Annotated in this window: 21 protein-coding genes; 20 read left to right on the plus strand and 1 reads right to left on the minus strand. The window is 70.0% G+C overall.

From position 1 onward, the window contains the following. Nucleotides 1-44: 44 nt before the first annotated feature. The 7 genes from aroC to nusB all read left to right on the plus strand — a co-directional run bounded on the left by aroC (nucleotide 45) and on the right by nusB (nucleotide 6,238). Complete coding sequence (gene aroC, locus AB0D34_RS11605) at nucleotides 45-1,229, plus strand: chorismate synthase (protein WP_362660050.1); 1,185 nt, start codon at nucleotides 45-47, stop codon at nucleotides 1,227-1,229. Next, a complete protein-coding gene (locus AB0D34_RS11610) occupies nucleotides 1,226-1,738 on the plus strand; it encodes a shikimate kinase (protein ID WP_362660053.1) in 513 nt (170 codons plus the stop codon). The genes aroC and AB0D34_RS11610 overlap by 4 nt, the downstream gene beginning before the upstream one ends. Then, nucleotides 1,735-2,826, plus strand: coding sequence for a 3-dehydroquinate synthase (aroB, locus tag AB0D34_RS11615; RefSeq protein WP_362660056.1), 1,092 nt, complete (start codon nucleotides 1,735-1,737; stop codon nucleotides 2,824-2,826). The genes AB0D34_RS11610 and aroB overlap by 4 nt, the downstream gene beginning before the upstream one ends. A 285-nt stretch (nucleotides 2,827-3,111) precedes the next feature. After that, the gene (locus AB0D34_RS11620) at nucleotides 3,112-3,960 is read left to right on the plus strand and encodes a Pro-rich N-terminal domain-containing protein (RefSeq protein ID WP_362660059.1); all 849 of its coding nucleotides are present in this window, start codon (nucleotides 3,112-3,114) and stop codon (nucleotides 3,958-3,960) included. Nucleotides 3,961-4,082: 122 nt separating this feature from the next. Continuing rightward, nucleotides 4,083-5,189: an aminopeptidase P family protein gene (locus AB0D34_RS11625; protein ID WP_362660062.1), complete on the plus strand. Its 1,107-nt coding sequence runs from the start codon at nucleotides 4,083-4,085 to the stop codon at nucleotides 5,187-5,189. A 51-nt stretch (nucleotides 5,190-5,240) separates the two neighbouring features. After that, nucleotides 5,241-5,807, plus strand: coding sequence for an elongation factor P (gene efp, locus AB0D34_RS11630; RefSeq protein ID WP_289919136.1), 567 nt, complete (start codon nucleotides 5,241-5,243; stop codon nucleotides 5,805-5,807). 2 nt (nucleotides 5,808-5,809) lie between these two features. Next, entirely contained in the window at nucleotides 5,810-6,238 is a 429-nt protein-coding gene (gene nusB / locus AB0D34_RS11635; RefSeq protein WP_362660065.1) for a transcription antitermination factor NusB, read from the plus strand. A 272-nt stretch (nucleotides 6,239-6,510) separates the two neighbouring features. On the opposite strand, the gene bldD is transcribed toward nusB, so the two are convergent. After that, nucleotides 6,511-7,011, minus strand: coding sequence for a transcriptional regulator BldD (gene bldD, locus AB0D34_RS11640; protein WP_003956405.1), 501 nt, complete (start codon nucleotides 7,009-7,011; stop codon nucleotides 6,511-6,513). Between the two features lie 253 nt (nucleotides 7,012-7,264). Between bldD and pyrR the strand changes: the two genes are divergently transcribed. From pyrR to AB0D34_RS11705, 13 genes are all read left to right on the plus strand, one after another. Continuing rightward, complete coding sequence (gene pyrR, locus AB0D34_RS11645; RefSeq protein WP_362660068.1) at nucleotides 7,265-7,837, plus strand: bifunctional pyr operon transcriptional regulator/uracil phosphoribosyltransferase PyrR; 573 nt, start codon at nucleotides 7,265-7,267, stop codon at nucleotides 7,835-7,837. Nucleotides 7,838-7,912: 75 nt separating this feature from the next. After that, entirely contained in the window at nucleotides 7,913-8,908 is a 996-nt protein-coding gene (locus tag AB0D34_RS11650; RefSeq protein ID WP_362660071.1) for an aspartate carbamoyltransferase catalytic subunit, read from the plus strand. Nucleotides 8,909-8,913: 5 nt separating this feature from the next. Continuing rightward, nucleotides 8,914-10,200 (plus strand): dihydroorotase, encoded by a 1,287-nt coding sequence (locus tag AB0D34_RS11655; protein WP_362660074.1) that lies wholly within the window; start codon nucleotides 8,914-8,916, stop codon nucleotides 10,198-10,200. Continuing rightward, nucleotides 10,197-10,775: a hypothetical protein gene (locus AB0D34_RS11660; RefSeq protein ID WP_362660077.1), complete on the plus strand. Its 579-nt coding sequence runs from the start codon at nucleotides 10,197-10,199 to the stop codon at nucleotides 10,773-10,775. Before AB0D34_RS11655 ends, AB0D34_RS11660 begins: the two co-directional genes overlap by 4 nt. Next, the gene (carA, locus tag AB0D34_RS11665; protein ID WP_362660080.1) at nucleotides 10,772-11,926 is read left to right on the plus strand and encodes a glutamine-hydrolyzing carbamoyl-phosphate synthase small subunit; all 1,155 of its coding nucleotides are present in this window, start codon (nucleotides 10,772-10,774) and stop codon (nucleotides 11,924-11,926) included. The genes AB0D34_RS11660 and carA overlap by 4 nt, the downstream gene beginning before the upstream one ends. After that, nucleotides 11,919-15,227, plus strand: a complete 3,309-nt coding sequence (gene carB, locus AB0D34_RS11670) for a carbamoyl-phosphate synthase large subunit (RefSeq protein ID WP_362660083.1) — start codon at nucleotides 11,919-11,921, stop codon at nucleotides 15,225-15,227. The genes carA and carB overlap by 8 nt, the downstream gene beginning before the upstream one ends. Nucleotides 15,228-15,278: 51 nt before the next feature. Further along, nucleotides 15,279-16,385 carry a quinone-dependent dihydroorotate dehydrogenase gene (locus tag AB0D34_RS11675; RefSeq protein WP_362660085.1) on the plus strand — a complete coding sequence of 369 codons (1,107 nt, stop codon included), beginning with the start codon at nucleotides 15,279-15,281 and terminating at the stop codon, nucleotides 16,383-16,385. After that, complete coding sequence (gene pyrF / locus AB0D34_RS11680) at nucleotides 16,382-17,224, plus strand: orotidine-5'-phosphate decarboxylase (protein WP_362660088.1); 843 nt, start codon at nucleotides 16,382-16,384, stop codon at nucleotides 17,222-17,224. Before AB0D34_RS11675 ends, pyrF begins: the two co-directional genes overlap by 4 nt. A gap of 279 nt (nucleotides 17,225-17,503) precedes the next feature. After that, complete coding sequence (locus AB0D34_RS11685) at nucleotides 17,504-17,827, plus strand: integration host factor (protein ID WP_003977346.1); 324 nt, start codon at nucleotides 17,504-17,506, stop codon at nucleotides 17,825-17,827. A gap of 59 nt (nucleotides 17,828-17,886) precedes the next feature. Further along, nucleotides 17,887-18,444, plus strand: coding sequence for a guanylate kinase (gmk, locus tag AB0D34_RS11690; protein ID WP_362660091.1), 558 nt, complete (start codon nucleotides 17,887-17,889; stop codon nucleotides 18,442-18,444). Nucleotides 18,445-18,495: 51 nt separating this feature from the next. Further along, nucleotides 18,496-18,768 carry a DNA-directed RNA polymerase subunit omega gene (gene rpoZ, locus AB0D34_RS11695; protein ID WP_003988945.1) on the plus strand — a complete coding sequence of 91 codons (273 nt, stop codon included), beginning with the start codon at nucleotides 18,496-18,498 and terminating at the stop codon, nucleotides 18,766-18,768. Nucleotides 18,769-18,909: 141 nt separating this feature from the next. Then, nucleotides 18,910-20,112, plus strand: a complete 1,203-nt coding sequence (gene coaBC / locus AB0D34_RS11700; protein WP_362660094.1) for a bifunctional phosphopantothenoylcysteine decarboxylase/phosphopantothenate--cysteine ligase CoaBC — start codon at nucleotides 18,910-18,912, stop codon at nucleotides 20,110-20,112. A gap of 239 nt (nucleotides 20,113-20,351) precedes the next feature. After that, nucleotides 20,352-21,100: S-adenosylmethionine synthetase N-terminal domain-containing protein (locus AB0D34_RS11705; RefSeq protein WP_362660097.1), on the plus strand; the 749-nt coding region annotated here is incomplete at its 3' end.

Here is a 21,100-nt window from a genome sequence, read left to right on the forward strand (position 1 = left end):
GCGTAAGCAGGGCAGTACCAGGGCGCGAGCACTGAGGAGCACCGTTGAGCAGGTTGCGCTGGCTGACCGCGGGGGAGTCCCACGGTCCCGCACTCGTGGCGACGCTGGAAGGCCTTCCGGCCGGCGTGCCGATCACCACGGAGCTGGTGGCGGACCACCTGGCGAGGCGGCGGCTGGGCTATGGCCGCGGTGCGCGCATGAAGTTCGAGCAGGACGAGATCACCTTCCTCGGCGGTGTCCGCCACGGTCTGTCCCTCGGCTCCCCGGTCGCGATCATGGTGGGCAACACCGAGTGGCCGAAGTGGGAGCAGGTCATGTCGGCCGACCCCGTTGACGAGGAGATCCTCGCCGGGCTCGCGCGCAACGCCCCGCTGACCCGCCCGCGCCCCGGCCACGCCGACCTCGCGGGCATGCAGAAGTACGGCTTCGACGAGGCCCGGCCGATCCTGGAGCGGGCCTCCGCGCGGGAGACGGCGGCCCGGGTGGCGCTGGGCGCGGTGGCCCGGTCGTACCTGAAGGAGACGGCCGGCATCGAGATCGTCAGCCATGTCGTCGAGCTGTGCTCGGTGAAGGCCCCGGCCGGCGTGTACCCGACCCCGGCCGACGTCGAGAAGCTGGACGCCGACCCGCTGCGCTGCCTGGACGCGGACACCTCGAAGGCGATGGTGGCCGAGGTCGACCAGGCCCACAAGGACGGCGACACCCTCGGCGGTGTGGTGGAGATCCTGGCGTACGGCGTCCCGGTGGGCCTCGGCTCGCATGTGCACTGGGACCGCAAGCTGGACGCCCGCCTCGCGGGGGCCCTGATGGGCATCCAGGCGATCAAGGGCGTGGAGCTGGGTGACGGCTTCGAGCTCGCGCGGGTGCCCGGCTCCAAGGCGCACGACGAGATCGTCAAGACCGAGGAGGGCATCCGCCGGGTCTCCGGCCGCTCCGGCGGTACCGAGGGCGGGCTCTCCACGGGTGAACTGCTGCGGGTGCGGGCCGCGATGAAGCCGATCGCGACCGTGCCGCGCGCCCTGCAGACCGTGGACGTGACCACCGGTGAGGCCGCGCAGGCCCACCACCAGCGCTCGGACGTCTCCGCGGTCCCGGCCGCCGGGATCGTCGCCGAGGCCATGGTCGCCCTGGTCCTGGCGGACGCCGTGGCGGAGAAGTTCGGCGGCGACAACGTGGTGGAGACCCGCCGCAACGTGCGGTCCTACCTCGAGAACCTGGCCATCCGATGAGCCCCGTGGTCGTCCTCGTCGGTCCGATGGGCGTGGGCAAGTCCACCGTGGGGCAGCTGCTGGCCGAGCGGCTCGGTGTGGGGTACCGGGACACCGACGACGACATCGTGGCCGAGCAGGGCCGCACCATCGCGGAGATCTTCGTCGACGAGGGCGAGGCGGCCTTCCGGGCCATCGAGAAGGCCGCGGTGCGGCGGGCGCTGGCCGGGCACGAGGGTGTCCTGGCGCTGGGCGGCGGGTCGATCCTGGACGAGGACACGCGCGCGTTGCTGGCCGGGCAGCAGGTTGTCTACCTGTCGATGGACGTCGAGGAGGCGGTCAAGCGCACCGGCCTCAACGCGGCCCGGCCCCTGCTCGCGGTCAACCCGCGCAAGCAGTGGCGCGAGCTGATGGAGGCCCGCCGCCATCTGTACGAGTCGATCGCCACGGCGGTCGTGGCCACCGACGGCCGTACCCCCGAAGAAGTCACACAGAACGCGCTGGACGCACTGGAGTTGAAAGAAGCATGAGCGAGGCAGTGACGCGCATCCAGGTCGGCGGCACCGCGGGCAGTGAGCCGTACGAGGTCCTGGTGGGACGTCAACTCCTGGGTGAGCTAGGCGCGTTGGTCGGGGAGAAGGCCCAGCGGGTCGCCGTCATCCACCCCGAGGCGCTCGCGGACACCGGGGACGCGCTGCGTGCCGACCTCGCCGAGCAGGGCTTCGAGGCCGTCGCCATCCAGGTGCCGAACGCGGAGGAGGCCAAGACCGCCGAGGTCGCCGCCTACTGCTGGAAGGCGCTCGGGCAGTCCGGCTTCACCCGCTCCGACGTCGTGGTCGGCGTCGGCGGCGGCGCGACCACCGACCTCGCCGGGTTCGTGGCCGCGACCTGGCTGCGCGGAGTGCGCTGGATCGCCATCCCGACCACCGTGCTCGCCATGGTCGACGCGGCCGTCGGCGGCAAGACCGGCATCAACACCGCCGAGGGCAAGAACCTCGTCGGCGCCTTCCACCCGCCGGCCGGCGTCCTGTGCGACCTGGCCGCACTGGACTCCCTGCCGGTCAACGACTACGTCTCCGGGCTCGCCGAGATCATCAAGGCCGGCTTCATCGCCGACCCGGTGATCCTGGAGCTCATCGAGTCCGACCCCGAGGCCGCGCGCACCCCGGCAGGCCCGCACACCTCCGAGCTCATCGAGCGCTCGATCCGGGTCAAGGCCGAGGTGGTCTCCTCCGACCTCAAGGAGTCGGGCCTCAGGGAGATCCTCAACTACGGCCACACGCTCGCCCATGCCATCGAGAAGAACGAGCGGTACAAGTGGCGGCACGGCGCCGCGGTCGCCGTAGGCATGCACTTCGCCGCCGAACTGGGCCGTCTGGCGGGCCGGTTGGACGACGCGACCGCCGACCGCCACCGCACCGTCCTGGAGTCGGTGGGCCTGCCTCTGCACTACCGCTACGACCAGTGGCCCAAGCTGCTCGAGACGATGAAGGTCGACAAGAAGTCGCGCGGCAACCTGCTGCGGTTCATCGTCCTCGACGGGCTGGGCAAGCCCACGGTCCTGGAGGGGCCCGACCCGGCCGTCCTGCTCGCCGCGTACGGCGAGGTCGGACAGTAAGTCCCGCGACGGGCGTTCCGCCTGATTCGCCTTGTGGCAGGGGCACTTCGGGCCGCCCCCGGCCGTTCACCAAACGACGGCCGGGGGCGGTACCGTTCGGTGGCGAGGGGTTGTGTGCCCCCAGCCAGCGCCAATCAGCCTGCCGCGAGTGAGCCGGAGGGGCGCGTCGTGGACGAGAGGACGAGCGCGCCGGGGCCGGAGGGCCGCGCGCGGCCGGGCTCCCGGAACCGACGCGAGCGCCCCGGAGGCGAGCGAGCCGAAGAAGACGAGACGGAGTGGCACCGGATGCAGGACGCAGTGGGTTCTCCGCTGCCGCCGCCCCACCAGCCGGGGCACGGACCGGCCGCCGGCTGGTCGCCGGCCGCACACCACCCGGGACCGCATCACCCGGGTGTGCACCAGGGCTCCGCCCCGGTGCCCCCACCGCCCCCGGCCCCGGGCTTCGCCCCGCCACCGGTCCCGCCCGTGCCGCAGCACTCCCCGGCGCCGGTCCCCGACACCACCGGCCATGTGCCGCTGCCGCCGGGTGCTCCCGTCGGGGTCCCCAGCAGCCCGCCCGCCGCGTCCGACCCCGCCGGCACCACCCTCGCCGTGCTGCTGATCGGCCCCGCCGGCGCCGGCAAGACGAGCGTCGCCAAGTACTGGGCCGACCACCGGCGGGTCCCCACCGCGCACATCAGCCTCGACGACGTACGCGAGTGGGTCCGCTCCGGCTTCGCCGACCCCCAGTCCGGCTGGAACGACCACTCCGAGGCCCAGTACCGCCTCGCCCGCCGCACCTGCGGCTTCGCCGCGCGCAACTTCCTCGCCAACGGCATCTCCTGCATCCTCGACGACGCGGTGTTCCCGGACCGCCCGGTGGTCGGCCTCGGCGGCTGGAAGCGGCACGTGGGCCCGGGCCTGCTGCCCGTGGTCCTGCTGCCCGGCCTGGAGATCGTCCTGGAGCGCAACGCCGAGCGGTCCGGCAACCGCCGCCTGACGGACGAGGAGGTCGCGCGGATCCACGGGCGGATGGCGGGCTGGTACGGCTCGGGCCTCCCGATCATCGACAACTCCCAGATGGACGTACCCCAGACGGCAAGAGTCCTGGACGACGTACTGGCGAGGTCGATCGCGAGCCCGCCGAACTGGTAGCGCCCCCAAGGGGCGCGGGGAACTGCGCGATCAGCCCCCACCGGCCGCCACTCGACAGACGACCCTCCCCACTCGGACTCTCTCAAAAAGCGACATACCGGTAAAACTCCTACGCTCAACTCATGTCAGAGGTGTACGCCACCCGAAGAGCCCGCCTACGCGACCGCTGCCAAGCCGGCGGCAGCCAATCCGCGCTGATCTCCCGCCCGGCCAACGTCCGCTACCTCGCCGGCATGGCCCCGCAGGGCAGCGCCCTGCTGCTCGGCAGGACCGAGGATCTGCTGGTGTGCACCGGCCCCCCGGACGACCGTCCCGGTCTCGGCCGCCCCGACGAGACCCTGCGGATCCACACCCTCCCCGACGTCGGCGGCGACCCCGCCGTGGCCGCGGCGGACCTCGCCACGGGGCAGGGCGCCGAATCGCTCGCCGTGGAGGAACAGCACCTCACGGTCGCCCGGTATCGGGCGATCCGCTCGGTCGCCCCGCGCCCGCGCCTCGTGGATCTCGCCGGCGCGGTCGAACAGCTCCGCGTCATCAAGGACGAGGAGGAGATCTCCTGCCTCCGCATCGGCGCCGAGATCGCCGACCAGGCACTGGGCGAACTCCTGGAGTCCATCCTCGTCGGCCGCACCGAGCGGCACCTCGCCCTCGAACTGGAGCGCCGGCTCGTCGACCACGGCGCCGACGGCCCGGCCTTCGCCACCTCCGTCGGTACCGGCCCGAACTCCGGCCGCCGGGCCCACCGCCCCACCGATCGCCGGGTCGAGGAGGGCGACTTCCTCTCCGTCTGTCTGGGCGCGAGCTATCGCGGCTACCGGTGCGAGATCGGCCGAACCTTCGTCATCGGTACGTCCCCCGCCGACTGGCAGATCGAGCTGTACGACCTCGTCTTCGCCGCTCAGAGGGCCGGGCGCGAGGCACTGGCACCCGGCGTGGCCTACCGTGACGTGGACCGCGCGGCCCGGCAGGTACTGGAGTCCGCGGGGCACCATGAAGGCCTCCCGTCGCTCACCGGACACGGTGTGGGACTCGAAATCGACGAGGACCCGCAGCTGGCCCCCGCGGCCATGGGTAAACTGGACGCTTGCGTGCCGGTCACCGTCGAACCGGGGGTCCACCTCCCGGGACGGGGCGGCGTCCGGATCGATGACACGCTCGTCGTACGCCCCGAGGCGGACGGCGGACCCGAGCTACTCACCATCACGACCAAGGAGCTGCTCGCCCTCTAGGCAGAGGCGTGCGCCGGGGTCGTCCACGTCAGTCCAGGAGATTCCGCAACCGTGGCTTCCACGAACGACCTCAAGAACGGCCTGGTGCTCAAGCTCGAAGGCGGCCAGCTCTGGTCCGTCGTCGAGTTCCAGCACGTCAAGCCCGGCAAGGGCCCGGCCTTCGTGCGCACCAAGCTCAAGAACGTCCTGTCGGGCAAGGTCGTCGACAAGACCTTCAACGCCGGCGTCAAGGTCGAGACGGCCACTGTCGACAAGCGCGACATGCAGTTCTCGTACATGGACGGCGAGTACTTCGTCTTCATGGACATGGAGACCTACGACCAGCTGATGATCGACCGCAAGACGGTCGCCGACGCCGCGAACTTCCTCATCGAGGGCTTCACCGCGACCGTCGCGCAGCACGAGGGGGAGGTGCTCTTCGTCGAGCTGCCCGCCGCGGTCGAGCTCGTCGTCCAGGAGACCGAGCCGGGCCTCCAGGGCGACCGCTCCACGGGTGGTACCAAGCCCGCGACCCTGGAGACCGGTCACCAGATCCAGGTCCCGCTCTTCATCACCACCGGTGAGAAGATCAAGGTCGACACCCGCACGAGCGACTACCTCGGCCGGGTGAACAGCTAACCGTGGCTGCCCGCAACACGGCCCGCAAGCGTGCCTTCCAGATCCTCTTCGAGGGCGACCAGCGCGATGTCGACGTCCTGACGGTCCTGGCGGACTGGATCCGGCTCTCCCGGGATGACACCCGGCAGCCGCCGGTGAGCGAGTACACGATGCAGCTGGTCGAGGGCTACGCGGAGCACGCGAAGCGCATCGACGAGCTCATCGCGCAGTACTCGGTCGGCTGGACGCTGGACCGGATGCCGGTCGTCGACCGCAACATCCTGCGTCTGGGCGCCTACGAGCTGATCTGGGCCGACGAGACGCCGGACGCCGTGGTGCTCGACGAGATGGTGCAGCTGGCCAAGGAGTTCTCCACGGACGAGTCACCCTCGTTCGTCAACGGCCTGCTGGGCCGGCTCAAGGAACTGAAGCCCTCGCTGCGCCGGGAGTAGCTCCGCCGGGAGAACCGATGGACGGCGGTCGTATGGGATCTGCGGACCGGTTGTGGCTGGTCGCGCCCACGCGGTGGAGCCGCACATCGGCACAGGCCCCGCGCCCCTTACCGGGCGCGAACTCGCCTGAGGGCCCACAGCGAGCTGCTGTGGGCCCTCAGGCGTGCTGGTACGTGTGAGCCCCACAAGGCCCGCAGAAAGCCGCCGGGGTGGCCGGAACCGTGAAGTTCCGGCCACCCCGGCGGCACGTTTCTGCTGAGGCTGGGAGCGGCTCAGCTCTCCTCGTGGGACACCGCGCGACGCGCGTCCGCGTCCAGCACGCCCCAGCTGATCAGCTGTTCGGTGAGGACCGAGGGCGACTGGTCGTAGATGACGGCGAGTGTGCGCAGGTCGTCCTGGCGGATCGAGAGCACCTTGCCGTTGTAGTCACCGCGCTGGGACTGGATCGTCGCCGCGTAGCGCTGGAGGGGGCCGGCCTTCTCGGCCGGCACGTGGGCCAGTCGCTCCAGGTCGAGGACCAGCTTCGGCGGCGGCTCGGCGGCCCCGCCCGGAGTGGTGCCCGGCAGCAGCTCCTGCACCGGCACGCCGTAGAAATCCGCCAACTCGGCAAGGCGCTGGACGGTCACCGCACGGTCGCCACGCTCGTACGAACCGACCACGACCGCTTTCCAGCGTCCCTGGGACTTCTCCTCGACACCGTGGAGGGAAAGGCCCTGCTGGGTGCGGATGGCCCGGAGCTTGGCCCCGAGCTGTTTGGCGTATTCGCTGGACATATAGCTCCCCGGACACTGGATCGACGCGGCTGCAGTGGTCCCGAGCCGCGCGTCTGGTAACTCACTGTGAGGTTACGCAGCGTGACTCTTGTGCGTCAAGCCGAATGGTCCACACCGCCTCTTCCGTGGTAGCGGTGGCTGATTACGCCAAGGGGGTGATCAGGGAGGTCGCCCCGGCCTGCTACGGTGGATGGCGCAAATCCGACGTCCTTTAAGGTCCGTCCCGTGAGGCGGAGAAGGAGGTCCGTTTCGTATGGACAAGCAGCAGGAACCGCAAGCCGCCGCCGACGCCCGACCCGTTCTCGAGGGCCCCGACATCGCGCGCGTGCTGACTCGTATCGCCCACGAGATCGTCGAACGCGCCAAGGGCGCCGACGACGTGGTGCTCCTCGGCATCCCCACCCGAGGCGTCTTCCTCGCCCAGCGGCTCGCCGTCAAGCTGGAGGAGATCACCGACCGCAAGATCCCGGTCGGTTCGCTCGACATCACCATGTACCGCGACGATCTGCGCATGCACCCGCCGCGTGCGCTGGCCCGCACCGAGATCCCCGGTGACGGCATCGACGGCCGCCTGGTCGTCCTCGTCGACGACGTGCTCTTCTCCGGCCGCACCATCCGCGCCGCCCTGGACGCCCTGAACGACATCGGGCGCCCCCGCGCGGTACAGCTCGCGGTCCTCGTCGACAGAGGCCACCGCGAACTGCCCATCCGCGCCGACTACGTCGGCAAGAACCTCCCCACGTCGCTGCGGGAGACGGTCAGGGTCCAGCTCGCCGAGGAGGACGGTCGCGACACCGTGCTGCTCGGTGTGAAGCCGGCCCAGTAGCAGACGGCCGCGCGCCTTCCGGTGTGCCTTCGCCTGCCCGAAATCTCCCCTGAACTGCCTTACGGAGCCTGACAGATGCAGCGTCATCTCATCTCGGCCGCCGACCTCACCCGCGACGACGCCGTCCTGATCCTCGACACCGCCGAGGAGATGGCCCGGGTCGCCGACCGGCCGATCAAGAAGCTGCCGACCCTGCGCGGCCGCACGATCGTCAACCTCTTCTTCGAGGACTCCACGCGTACGCGTATCTCCTTCGAGGCCGCCGAGAAGCGTCTCTCGGCGGACGTCATCAACTTCACGGCCAAGGGCTCCAGCGTGTCCAAGGGCGAGTCCCTCAAGGACACCGCCCAGACCCTGGAGGCCATGGGCGTCGACGCCGTCGTCATCCGGCACGGGGCCTCCGGGGCGCCGTACCGCCTCGCCAACTCCGGCTGGATCGACGCGGCCGTCATCAACGCCGGCGACGGCACCCACCAACACCCCACCCAGGCCCTGCTGGACGCGTTCACGATGCGCCGCCGGCTCGTCGGGCGGGACGCCGGGCTCGGCCAGGACCTGTCCGGCAAGCGCATCACGCTCGTCGGAGACGTCCTGCACAGCCGGGTCGCCCGCTCCAACGTCGCCCTGCTGCACACCCTCGGCGCCGAGGTCACCCTGGTCGCTCCGCCCACCCTGGTGCCGGTCGGCGTCGAGACCTGGCCCTGCGAGGTGTCGTACGACCTGGACAGCACGCTCGCCAAGTCCGACGCGGTGATGATGCTGCGCGTCCAGCGCGAGCGCATGAACGCCGCGTTCTTCCCGACCGAGCGCGAGTACTCGCGGCGCTACGGCCTCGACGGCGACCGCATGGCGCGGATGCCGGAGCACGCCATCGTGATGCACCCCGGCCCGATGGTGCGCGGCATGGAGATCACCGCAGAGGTGGCCGACTCCGACCGCTGCACCGTGGTGGAGCAGGTCGCAAACGGAGTCTCCATCCGGATGGCCGTTCTGTATCTGCTGCTCGGGGGAGCTGTGTTCTCTTCCAAAGACGTGCCCGCCGTCAGCCACACCCGTATCGAGGAGAAGTAAGTCACATGAGCAAGATCCTGATCCGTGGTGCGAAGGTGCTCGGCGGCGAGCCGCAGGACGTGCTGATCGACGGCGCCGTGATCGAGGCCGTCGGTGCCGGACTCTCCGACGAGGGCGCCGAGGTCGTCGAGGCCGGTGGCAAGGTCCTTCTCCCGGGCCTCGTCGATCTGCACACCCATCTGCGCGAGCCGGGCCGCGAGGACTCCGAGACCGTGCTGACCGGCACGCGCGCGGCGGCGAGCGGCGGCTACACGGCCGTGTTCGCCATGGCCAACACCTTCCCCGTCGCCGACACCGCCGGTGTGGTCGAGCAAGTCTGGCGACTGGGCCGGGAGCACGGCTACTGCGACGTGCAGCCCATCGGGGCGGTCACCGTCGGCCTGGAGGGCAAGAAGCTCGCCGAGCTCGGTGCCATGCACGAGTCGGCCGCCGGCGTCACCGTCTTCTCCGACGACGGCAAGTGCGTCGACGACGCCGTGATCATGCGGCGCGCGCTGGAGTACGTGAAGGCCTTCGGCGGGGTCGTCGCCCAGCACGCGCAGGAGCCGCGGCTGACCGAGGGCGCCCAGATGAACGAGGGGATCGTCTCCGCCGAGCTGGGGCTCGGGGGCTGGCCCGCGGTGGCCGAGGAGTCGATCATCGCCCGGGACGTCCTGCTCGCCGAGCACGTCGGCTCCCGGGTCCACATCTGCCACCTGTCGACCGCCGGGTCCGTCGAGATCGTCCGGTGGGCCAAGTCCCGCGGCATCGACGTCACCGCCGAGGTCACCCCGCACCACCTGCTCCTCACCGACGAGCTGGTGCGCACGTACAACCCGGTCTACAAGGTGAACCCGCCGCTGCGCACCGAGCGGGACGTGCTCGCGCTGCGCGAGGCGCTGGCCGACGGCACCATCGACATCGTCGCCACCGACCACGCCCCGCACCCGCACGAGGACAAGGACTGCGAGTGGGCCGCGGCCGCCATGGGGATGGTGGGTCTGGAGACCGCGTTGTCAGTGGTGCAGGAGACCATGGTGGACACCGGGCTCCTCACCTGGGCCGGGGTCGCCGAGCGCATGTCCGTCAAGCCTGCCGAGATCGGGCAGGCCACGGGCCACGGGCGTCCCGTCTCGGCTGGTGAGCCCGCCAACCTCACGCTCGTCGACACGGAATACCGTGGGTCCGTGGACCCCGCGGGCTTCGCCTCGCGCAGCCGCAACACTCCGTACGAGGGGCGTGAGCTGCCGGGCCGTGTCACGCACACGTGGCTCCGGGGCAAGGCCACGCTCGTCGACGGGAAGCTCACGTGACATCTGAAACCCTGCTGGCCGCCGGTCTCGCAGTCGAGAAGAAGTCGGCCGACGTCACCGACTGGGCCGCCCGCGTCGGCTGGCTCGTCGGCCTCGCCCTGTTCGTCGCGCTCGTCTACTGGCTGATGCGCGAGGGCTGGAAGTGGCGCGGCACGCTCCAGGGCGATCTGCCCGCGCTGCCCAGCGCGCCGGACGACCCCGGCCCGGCGAGACTGAGCATGAGCGGCCGCTACCACGGCTCCACCACCGCGGGCCAGTGGCTCGACCGGATCGTGGCGCACGGCCTGGGCACCCGCAGCCGGGTCGAGCTCACGCTGACGGACGCGGGACTGGACGTCGTGCGCCCCGGCGCGACGGACTTCTTCATCCCCGCCGACGCCCTGCACGAGGCCGTGCTCGGCAAGGGCATCGCAGGCAAGGTCCTGACCGAGGGCGGGCTCCTGGTCGTGACCTGGACCCACGGCGAGCGGCTGATCGACTCGGGGTTCCGCTCGGACCACGCGGCCGAGCACAACGAGTGGGTCGACGCCATTAACTCCATGATCAACAAGACGGAAACGGAAGGCGCACGATGACCACCTCCACAAGGGGGGCCTCGAAGGTCCCCGCGGTACTCGTCCTGGAGGACGGCCGGATCTTCCGCGGCCGTGCCTACGGGGCCGTGGGGGAGACCTTCGGCGAGGCCGTGTTCTCCACCGGCATGACCGGCTACCAGGAGACCCTGACCGACCCGTCGTACGACCGCCAGATCGTCGTCGCGACCGCCCCGCAGATCGGCAACACCGGCTGGAACGACGAGGACGACGAGTCCCACCGCATCTGGGTCTCCGGCTACGTCGTGCGCGACCCCGCGCGCGTGCCGTCCAACTGGCGGGCCAAGCGCTCCCTGGACGACGAGCTGGTCGCCCAGGCCATCGTCGGCATCAGCGGCATCGACACCCGCGCCCTCACCCGCCACCTGCGCGAGCGCGGCTCCATGCGCGCCGGGATCTTCTCCGGCGAGGCGATCGCGGCCGAGTCCGAACTCGTCGCCCGCGTGCAGGCCCAGCCGCACATGAAGGGCGCCTCGCTCTACGAGGAGGTCGCCACCAAGGAGGCGTACGTCGTCCCCGCTATCGGTGAGAAGAAGTTCACCGTCGCCGCGATCGACCTCGGCATCAAGGGCATGACTCCGCACCGCATGGCCGAGCGCGGCATCGAGGTGCATGTGCTGCCGGCCACGGCGAGTGTGGACGACGTCTACGCCGTCGACCCGGATGGTGTGTTCTTCTCCAACGGCCCCGGCGACCCGGCCACCGCCGAGGGACCGGTCGCACTCATGACCGCGGTGCTGGAGCGCAGGACGCCCCTGTTCGGCATCTGCTTCGGCAACCAGATCCTCGGCCGCGCCCTCGGCTTCGGCACCTACAAGCTGAAGTACGGCCACCGGGGCATCAACCAGCCCGTGCAGGACCGGACCACCGGCAAGGTCGAGGTCACCGCGCACAACCACGGCTTCGCCGTGGACGCGCCGCTCGACAAGGTCAGCGAGACGAAGTTCGGCCGCGTCGAGGTCTCGCACGTATGCCTGAACGACAACGTCGTGGAGGGGCTCCAACTGCTCGACCAGCCGGCCTTCTCCGTCCAGTACCACCCCGAGGCGGCAGCGGGCCCGCACGACGCCGCCTACCTGTTCGACCGCTTCACGTCTTTGATGAGCACCGTCATGGAGGGCCAGCGTGCCTAAGCGCACCGATATCCAGTCCGTCCTGGTCATCGGCTCCGGCCCGATCGTCATCGGCCAGGCCGCCGAGTTCGACTACTCCGGCACCCAGGCGTGCCGCGTCCTCAAGGCCGAGGGCCTGCGCGTCATCCTCGTCAACTCCAACCCCGCGACGATCATGACCGACCCGGAGATCGCCGACGCGACCTACGTCGAGCCGATCACCCCGGAGTTCGTCGAGAAGATCATCGCCAAGGAGCGCCCCGACGCCCTGCTGCCCACTCTGGGCGGCCAGACGGCCCTCAACACGGCGATCTCGCTGCACGAGGCCGGCACCCTCGACAAGTACGGCGTCGAGCTGATCGGCGCCAACGTCCAGGCGATCAACAAGGGCGAGGACCGCGACCTCTTCAAGGACGTCGTCGAGGAGGTCCGCAAGAAGATCGGGCACGGCGAGTCCGCCCGCTCGGTCATCTGCCACTCCATGGACGACGTCCTCGCGGGCGTCGAGACCCTCGGCGGCTACCCCGTCGTCGTCCGCCCCTCCTTCACTATGGGCGGCGCCGGTTCCGGCTTCGCGCACGACGAGGAGGAGCTGCGCCGCATCGCGGGCCAGGGCCTCACGCTCTCGCCGACCACCGAGGTGCTCCTGGAGGAGTCGATCCTCGGCTGGAAGGAGTACGAACTGGAGCTGATGCGCGACAAGCACGACAACGTCGTGGTCGTCTGCTCCATCGAGAACTTCGACCCCATGGGCGTGCACACCGGCGACTCGATCACCGTCGCGCCCGCCATGACGCTCACCGACCGCGAGTACCAGCGGCTGCGGGACGTCGGTATCGCGATCATCCGCGAGGTCGGCGTCGACACCGGCGGCTGCAACATCCAGTTCGCGATCGACCCGGTCGACGGCCGTGTCATCGTCATCGAGATGAACCCGCGCGTGTCGCGGTCCTCGGCGCTCGCCTCCAAGGCGACCGGTTTCCCCATCGCCAAGATCGCGGCGAAGCTGGCCGTCGGCTACACGCTGGACGAGATCCCCAACGACATCACCGAGAAGACCCCGGCGTCCTTCGAGCCGACGCTCGACTACGTGGTCGTCAAGGCCCCGCGGTTCGCCTTCGAGAAGTTCCCGCAGGCCGACTCCACCCTCACCACCACCATGAAGTCGGTCGGCGAGGCCATGGCGATCGGCCGGAACTTCCCCGAGGCCTTCCAGAAGGCACTGCGCTCGCTGGAGAAGAAGGGCAGCCAGTTCACCTTCGTGGGCGAGCCCGGCGACAAGAAGGCGCTGCTGGAGGAGTCCGTACGGCCCACCGACGGCCGGATCAACGCCGTCATGCAGGCCATCCGCGCGGGCGCCGCGCCGGAGGAGGTCTTCGAGTACACGAAGATCGACCCCTGGTTCGTCGACCAGCTCTTCCTGATCAAGGAGATCGCGGACGAGCTCGCCGCCGCCGAGCGCCTGGACGCCGACCTGCTCGCCGAGGCCAAGCGGCACGGCTTCTCCGACCAGCAGATCGGCGAGATCCGGGGCCTGCGCGAGGACGTGGTGCGCGAGGTGCGGCACGCGCTCGGCGTACGCCCGGTCTACAAGACCGTCGACACCTGCGCGGCCGAGTTCGCCGCGAAGACGCCGTACTTCTACTCCTCCTACGACGAGGAGAGCGAGGTCGCCCCGCGCGAGAAGCCCGCGGTGATCATCCTGGGCTCGGGTCCCAACCGCATCGGCCAGGGCATCGAGTTCGACTACTCCTGCGTGCACGCCTCCTTCGCGCTGTCGGACGCCGGGTACGAGACGGTGATGGTCAACTGCAACCCGGAGACCGTCTCCACCGACTACGACACCTCCGACCGGCTCTACTTCGAGCCGCTCACGCTGGAGGACGTCCTGGAGATCGTCCACGCGGAGCAGCAGGCCGGACCGGTCGCCGGCGTCATCGTGCAGCTCGGTGGACAGACCCCGCTGGGCCTGGCGCAGGCGCTCAAGGACAACGGCGTGCCGATCGTGGGCACCTCGCCCGAGGCGATCCACGCCGCCGAGGACCGCGGTGCCTTCGGCCGCGTCCTCGCCGAGGCGGGTCTGCCTGCCCCCAAGCACGGCACCGCCACCACCTTCGCGGGCGCCAAGGCCATCGCCGACGAGATCGGCTACCCGGTCCTCGTCCGGCCCTCCTACGTCCTCGGCGGCCGCGGCATGGAGATCGTCTACGACGAGACCCGCCTGGAGGCCTACATCGCCGAGTCGACCGAGATCAGCCCCTCGCGGCCGGTCCTGGTCGACCGCTTCCTGGACGACGCCATCGAGATCGACGTCGACGCCCTCTACGACGGCCAGGAGCTCTACCTCGGCGGTGTGATGGAGCACATCGAGGAGGCCGGCATCCACTCCGGCGACTCGGCGTGCGCGCTGCCGCCGATCACCCTCGGCGGTCACGACATCAAACGGCTGCGGGCCTCCACCGAGGCCATCGCGAAGGGCGTCGGGGTCCGCGGGCTCATCAACATCCAGTTCGCGATGGCCGGCGACATCCTCTACGTCCTCGAAGCCAACCCGCGCGCGTCCCGCACCGTCCCCTTCACCTCGAAGGCGACCGCGGTGCCGCTCGCCAAGGCCGCCGCCCGGATCTCGCTGGGCGCGACCGTTGCCGAGCTGCGCGCGGAGGGGCTGCTGCCCGCCAACGGCGACGGCGGCGAGCTGCCCTTCGACGCGCCGATCTCCGTCAAGGAGGCCGTCATGCCGTGGTCGCGCTTCCGCGACATCCACGGCCGCGGCGTCGACACGGTCCTCGGCCCGGAGATGCGCTCCACCGGCGAGGTCATGGGCATCGACTCCGTCTTCGGCACGGCGTACGCCAAGTCGCAGGCGGGCGCCTACGGGCCGCTGCCCACCAAGGGCCGCGCCTTCATCTCGGTCGCCAACCGGGACAAGCGCTCGATGATCTTCCCGGCGCGCGAGCTGGTCGCCCACGGCTTCGAACTGCTCGCCACCTCCGGCACCGCCGAGGTCCTCAAGCGCAACGGCATCAACGCCACGATCGTGCGCAAGCAGTCCGAGGGCACCGGCCCGAACGGCGAGAAGACCATCGTCCAGCTCATCCACGACGGCGAGGTCGACCTCATCGTCAACACCCCGTACGGCACCGGCGGCCGCCTCGACGGCTACGAGATCCGTACGGCGGCCGTGGCACGGTCGGTCCCGTGTCTGACGACGGTCCAGGCCCTCGCCGCCGCCGTCCAGGGCATCGACGCCCTCAACCACGGTGACGTGGGCGTCCGTTCGCTCCAGGAACACGCGGAGCACCTGACCGCGGCCCGCGACTAGCAGCCCTGAGGGGGACACCGGAAACGGTGTCCCCCTCTTCGTGAGGACACCATGTACAAGATCTTCTTCAACCTCGTCTTCAAGTGGATGGACCCGGAGCGGGCCCATCACCTGGCCTTCCGCTGGATCCGGCTCGCCGCCCGTGTCCCCGTGCTGCGCGCCTTCGTCGCGGCCGCCCTCGCGCCCCGCCACAAGGAGCTGCGCACCGAGGCCTTCGGGCTGCGCATGCACGGCCCTTTCGGCCTCGCCGCCGGCTTTGACAAGAACGCGGTGGCCGTCGACGGCATGACCATGCTGGGCTTCGACCACGTCGAGATCGGCACCGTGACGGGGGAGGCCCAGCCCGGCAACCCCAGAAAGCGGCTGTTCCGGCTCGTGGCGGACCGGGCGCTCATCAACCGCATGGGCTTCAACAACGACGGTTCGCTGGCCGTGGCGGCCCGTCTGGCGTCCCGTGAGGCCGTCTTCAGGACCGTCGTGGGCATCAACATCGGCAAGACCAAGGTGGTCCCGGAGGCCGAGGCCATCGGCGACTACGTGAAGTCCGCCGAGCGGCTGGCGCCGTACGCCGACTACCTGGTCGTGAACGTCTCCTCGCCCAACACACCCGGTCTGCGCAACCTCCAGGCGGTGGACCACCTGCGGCCGCTGCTGAGCGCCGTCCGTGAGGCGGCCGACCGGATCGTCGCGAACCGCCACGTCCCCCTCCTGGTGAAGATCGCGCCGGACCTCGCAGACGAGGACGTGGACGCCGTCGCCGACCTGGCCGTCGAGCTCGGTCTGGACGGCATCATCGCCACCAACACGACCATCGCGCGCGAGGGCCTCGGCCTGAAGTCCGGACCCGCGCTGGTGAAGGAGACCGGCGGACTCTCCGGAGCACCCCTCAAGGCGCGCTCCCTGGAGGTCCTGAAGCGCCTGTACGCGCGCGTGGGCGACCGGATCACCCTCGTAGGCGTCGGCGGCATCGAGAACGCCGAGGACGCCTGGCAGCGCATCCTGGCCGGTGCCACGCTGGTCCAGGGCTACAGCGCGTTCATCTACGAGGGGCCCTTCTGGGCCCGCGCCGTCCACAAGGGCCTCGCCGCGCGCCTGCGCACGAGCCCGTACGCCACGCTCGCCGACGCGGTCGGCGCCGACGTGAGGAAGACCGTATGAGCCTCCAGCCCTTCGGTGCCCGTCTGCGCCGCGCCATGGACGAGCGGGGGCCGCTGTGCGTCGGCATCGACCCGCACGCCTCACTGCTCACCGAGTGGCGCCTGAACGACGACGTGGCGGGCCTGGAGCGGTTCAGCCGCACCGTCGTCGAGGCGCTGTCCGACCGGATCGCCGTGTTCAAGCCCCAGAGCGCCTTCTTCGAGCGTTTCGGCTCGCGCGGTGTCGCCGTACTGGAGAAGACCGTCGAGGAGGCCCGGGCGGCCGGCGCCCTGGTCCTGATGGACGCCAAGCGCGGCGACATCGGCTCGACCATGGCCGCGTACGCCGAGGCCTTCCTGCGCAAGGACTCCCCGCTGTTCTCGGACGCGCTGACCGTGTCGCCGTATCTCGGCTACGGCTCGCTCTCGCCGGCCATCGCGCTGGCGCGCGAGAGCGGTGCGGGTCTGTTCGTGCTCGCGCTGACCTCCAACCCCGAGGGCGGTGAGGTCCAGCACGCGGTCCGCTCGGACGGCCGTGACGTCGGCGCGACCATGCTGGCCCATCTCGCCGCCGAGAACACGGGGGAGGAGCCGCTGGGGTCCTTCGGCGCCGTCGTCGGGGCCACGCTCGGCGATCTCTCGTCGTACGACCTCGACATCAACGGCCCGCTCCTCGCGCCCGGCGTCGGTGCCCAGGGGGCCACTCCGGCCGACCTTCCCCGCGTCTTCGGAGCGGCCGTCCGCAATGTCGTCCCCAATGTCAGCCGGGGGGTGCTGCGGCACGGTCCCGACGTGGGTGCGTTGCGTGCGTCCGCGGACCGGTTCGCGGACGAGATCCGAGCCGCGCTGCCGACCGGATGACGATGGACGATCCTCCCGTCCGAGTCCTCCGACGAGGGGTTCGAGGCTCACTTGAGTCTGAATACATCCTCAAATCCGGGGCAATATGTCAGAAATGTCCGACCTGAGAGAGGCTGACCAGGACTTTTCCGCTGTTCTCGCTGACTCCGGCGGACTTGGCCGCTAGTCTCCGACGCAGAGTCAAAGGGCAAGCGTGTTGCTCGTGGCTCCCCAGGTGTGGGGCGACTAGGTTCCTCACCGGTCCGTATCCGACAGTTCGACATCCGAGGTGACGTAGGCGTGGCTCTTCCGCCCCTTACCCCTGAACAGCGCGCAGCCGCGCTCGAAAAGGCCGCCGCGGCTCGCCGGGAGCGGGCCGAGGTCAAGAATCGACTCAAGCACTCCGGCGCCTCTCTTCACGAGGTCATCAAGCAGGGCCAGGAGAACGACGTCATCGGCAAGATGAAGGTCTCCGCCCTGCTCGAGTCCCTGCCGGGCGTGGGCAAGGTCCGCGCCAAGCAGATCATGGAGCGACTCGGCATCTCCGAGAGCCGTCGTGTACGCGGCCTCGGCTCCAACCAGATCGCTTCGCTGGAGCGTGAGTTCGGCAGCACCGGTTCCTGAACCGGGTCACTCCGGGAAGGGAGTCCCGGGTACTCCGGGATTGCTGGAATAATCGCTGCATGAGTGAACGTCCGCGGCTGACCGTGCTCTCCGGCCCCTCAGGGGTCGGCAAGAGCACGGTCGTCGTCCATATGCGCAAGGAACACCCCGAGGTCTGGCTCTCGGTGTCGGCGACGACCCGCAAGCCCCGCCCCGGCGAGCAGCACGGCGTCCAGTACTTCTTCGTCACCGACGAGGAGATGGACAAGCTGATCGCCAACGGCGAGCTGCTGGAGTGGGCGGAGTTCGCCGGCAACCGCTACGGCACGCCGCGTGCGGCCGTGCTGGAGCGGCTGGAGCGGGGTGAGCCCGTCCTCCTGGAGATCGATCTGCAGGGGGCCAGGCAGGTCCGTGAGTCGATGACGGACGCCCAGCTGGTGTTCCTGGCTCCTCCCTCCTGGGAGGAGCTGGTGCGCAGACTCACCGGACGTGGCACCGAGCCGCCCGAGGTGATCGAGCGCCGTCTTGAGGCGGCGAAGGTCGAACTGGCGGCTGAACCCGAGTTCGATGTGACCTTGGTCAACACCTCCGTCGAGGACGTGGCTCGCGAGCTGCTAGCCTTGATGGATGTCGTGTGATCGTTTCCGGTCATGCACACTGAATCTTTCCCATCCATCGGAAGGTAGAGCGTGTCCTCTTCCATCTCCGCGCCCGAGGGCATCATCAACCCGCCGATCGACGAGCTCCTCGAGGCCACCGACTCGAAGTACAGCCTCGTGATCTACGCGGCCAAGCGGGCCCGCCAGATCAACGCGTACTACTCGCAGCTCGGCGAGGGCCTCCTCGAGTACGTCGGTCCGCTGGTGGACACCCACGTCCACGAGAAGCCGCTCTCGATCGCCCTCCGCGAGATCAACGCGGGTCTGCTGACGTCCGAGGCCGTCGAGGGCCCGGCGCAGTAGTAGGCGTTGCAGTAGTACTTTCAGCTTTTCGCTGACTTATCCACAGGCCCGACAGCGCGACTGTCGGGCCTGTGGTGTGTGATGGACCCGTACGTCGCACTCGTACATCGCACTCGTATGTTGCCGAGCCGGGGAGAGACGGTGGACAAGCCGAAGGTCGTGCTGGGGGTCAGCGGCGGCATCGCCGCGTACAAGGCCTGCGAGCTGCTGAGAAGGCTCACGGAGTCCGGCCACGACGTCCGCGTCGTCCCCACCGCCTCCGCGCTGCACTTCGTGGGCGCCCCCACGTGGTCCGCGCTCTCCGGCAAGCCCGTCTCCACCGAGGTCTGGGACGACGTCCACGAAGTCCCGCACGTGCGCATCGGCCAGCACGCCGACCTCGTGGTCGTGGCCCCGGCGACCGCCGACATGCTCGCCAAGGCGGCGCACGGCCTGGCGGACGACCTGCTCACCAACACCCTCCTCACCGCCCGCTGCCCGGTCGTCTTCGCGCCCGCCATGCACACCGAGATGTGGGAACACCCGGCCACCCAGGAGAACGTGGCGACGCTGCGCCGCCGCGGCGCGATCGTGATCGAACCGGCCGTCGGCAGGCTGACCGGCGTCGACACCGGCAAGGGACGACTGCCGGACCCGGCGGAGATCTTCGAGGTCTGCCGCCGGGTGCTCGCCCGGGGAGTGCGGGAGCCCGACCTCGCCGGCCGGCACGTCGTCGTCAGCGCCGGTGGCACCCGCGAGCCCCTCGACCCGGTCCGCTTCCTCGGCAACCGCTCCTCCGGCAAGCAGGGCTACGCCCTCGCCCGCACCGCGGCCGCGCGCGGTGCCCGGGTCACGCTGATCGCGGCCAACACCGGGCTGCCGGACCCGGCCGGAGTGGACGTCGTCCAGGTGGGGACGGCCGTACAGCTGCGTGAGGCGGTGCTGAAGGCCGCGGCCGACGCCGACGCGGTGGTCATGGCGGCCGCGGTCGCCGACTTCCGCCCGCAGACGTACGCGGCCGGAAAGATCAAGAAGAAGGACGGCCAGGACCCCGAGCCCATCGTCCTGGTGCGGAATCCGGACATCCTTGCCGAGATCTCGGCTGAGCGGGCCCGTCCGGGGCAGGTGATCGTCGGCTTCGCCGCCGAGACCGACGACGTCCTGGCCAACGGCCGTATGAAGCTGGAGCGCAAGGGCTGCGACCTGCTCGTCGTCAACGAGGTGGGCGAGCGCAAGACCTTCGGATCGGAGGAGAACGAAGCCGTGGTGCTGGGCGCCGACGGCAGCGAGACCCCCGTGCCGCACGGTCCGAAGGAATTCCTGGCCGAAACCGTCTGGGACCTGGTGGCACACAGCCTCAACTGAACGTCTCGTTCGCCTCTCGGACCCCTCGAACCTCTGCCCCAAAGGCGTGGCGCCCCTGGCCAAGCCCGCCCGGCATTGGGCACAATGCCCGTGCCGCAGGTCACGGGACTTCCGAGAGGCGAGACGGGGACCCGTTGGCCGAGCACGACCGATAAACTGTTCTCGGACGATGCCGGGCGCAGCCCCCGAGCCCGTCCGCCAATGATCAGCCAGCAGCCGCTGCAAACCCAGGGAGCGTTGTGTCCCGTCGTCTGTTCACCTCGGAGTCCGTCACCGAGGGCCACCCCGACAAGATCGCTGACCAGATCAGTGACACCATCCTCGATGCGCTCCTCAAGGAGGACCCGACCTCCCGGGTCGCCGTCGAGACGCTGATCACCACCGGTCTGGTGCACGTGGCCGGTGAGGTCACCACCAAGACCTACGCGCCGATCGCCCAGCTGGTGCGCGACAAGATCCTGGAGATCGGCTACGACTCCTCCAAGAAGGGCTTCGACGGCGCCTCCTGCGGCGTCTCGGTGTCCATCGGCGCTCAGTCCCCGGACATCGCGCAGGGCGTCGACACGGCCTATGAGAAGCGGGTCGAGGGTTCCGCCGCAGATGATGGGGACGAGCTGGACAGGCAGGGGGCCGGTGACCAGGGTCTGATGTTCGGTTACGCGACCGACGAGACGCCGACCCTGATGCCGTTGCCGATCTTCCTGGCGCACCGTCTGGCCAAGCGCCTGTCCGAGGTCCGCAAGAACGGCACCATCCCCTACCTGCGCCCGGACGGCAAGACGCAGGTCACCATCGAGTACGACGGCGACAAGGCCGTCCGGCTCGACACGGTCGTGGTGTCCTCGCAGCACGCCTCCGACATCGACCTGGAGTCGCTGCTGGCGCCCGACGTCCGTGAGTTCGTCGTGGAGCCGGAGCTCAAGGCGCTCCTGGATGACGGCATCAAGCTGGACACGGAGAACTACCGTCTTCTGGTCAACCCGACCGG

Source organism: Streptomyces sp. NPDC048420 (assembly GCF_040651535.1).
Lineage (GTDB): Bacteria > Actinomycetota > Actinomycetes > Streptomycetales > Streptomycetaceae > Streptomyces.

What these genes read in the sequence shown, in the direction of transcription:
- pyrF (WP_362660088.1), top strand. Translation starts at nt 16,382, where the DNA reads ATGAGCCTCCAGCCCTTCGGTGCCCGTCTGCGCCGCGCCATGGACGAG.
- carA (WP_362660080.1), top strand. Translation starts at nt 10,772, where the DNA reads ATGACCACCTCCACAAGGGGGGCCTCGAAGGTCCCCGCGGTACTCGTC.
- bldD (WP_003956405.1), bottom strand. Translation starts at nt 7,011, where the DNA reads ATGTCCAGCGAATACGCCAAACAGCTCGGGGCCAAGCTCCGGGCCATC.
- AB0D34_RS11655 (WP_362660074.1), top strand. Translation starts at nt 8,914, where the DNA reads ATGAGCAAGATCCTGATCCGTGGTGCGAAGGTGCTCGGCGGCGAGCCG.
- AB0D34_RS11675 (WP_362660085.1), top strand. Translation starts at nt 15,279, where the DNA reads ATGTACAAGATCTTCTTCAACCTCGTCTTCAAGTGGATGGACCCGGAG.
- pyrR (WP_362660068.1), top strand. Translation starts at nt 7,265, where the DNA reads ATGGACAAGCAGCAGGAACCGCAAGCCGCCGCCGACGCCCGACCCGTT.
- gmk (WP_362660091.1), top strand. Translation starts at nt 17,887, where the DNA reads ATGAGTGAACGTCCGCGGCTGACCGTGCTCTCCGGCCCCTCAGGGGTC.
- AB0D34_RS11625 (WP_362660062.1), top strand. Translation starts at nt 4,083, where the DNA reads ATGTCAGAGGTGTACGCCACCCGAAGAGCCCGCCTACGCGACCGCTGC.
- AB0D34_RS11650 (WP_362660071.1), top strand. Translation starts at nt 7,913, where the DNA reads ATGCAGCGTCATCTCATCTCGGCCGCCGACCTCACCCGCGACGACGCC.
- AB0D34_RS11610 (WP_362660053.1), top strand. Translation starts at nt 1,226, where the DNA reads ATGAGCCCCGTGGTCGTCCTCGTCGGTCCGATGGGCGTGGGCAAGTCC.
- aroB (WP_362660056.1), top strand. Translation starts at nt 1,735, where the DNA reads ATGAGCGAGGCAGTGACGCGCATCCAGGTCGGCGGCACCGCGGGCAGT.
- AB0D34_RS11620 (WP_362660059.1), top strand. Translation starts at nt 3,112, where the DNA reads ATGCAGGACGCAGTGGGTTCTCCGCTGCCGCCGCCCCACCAGCCGGGG.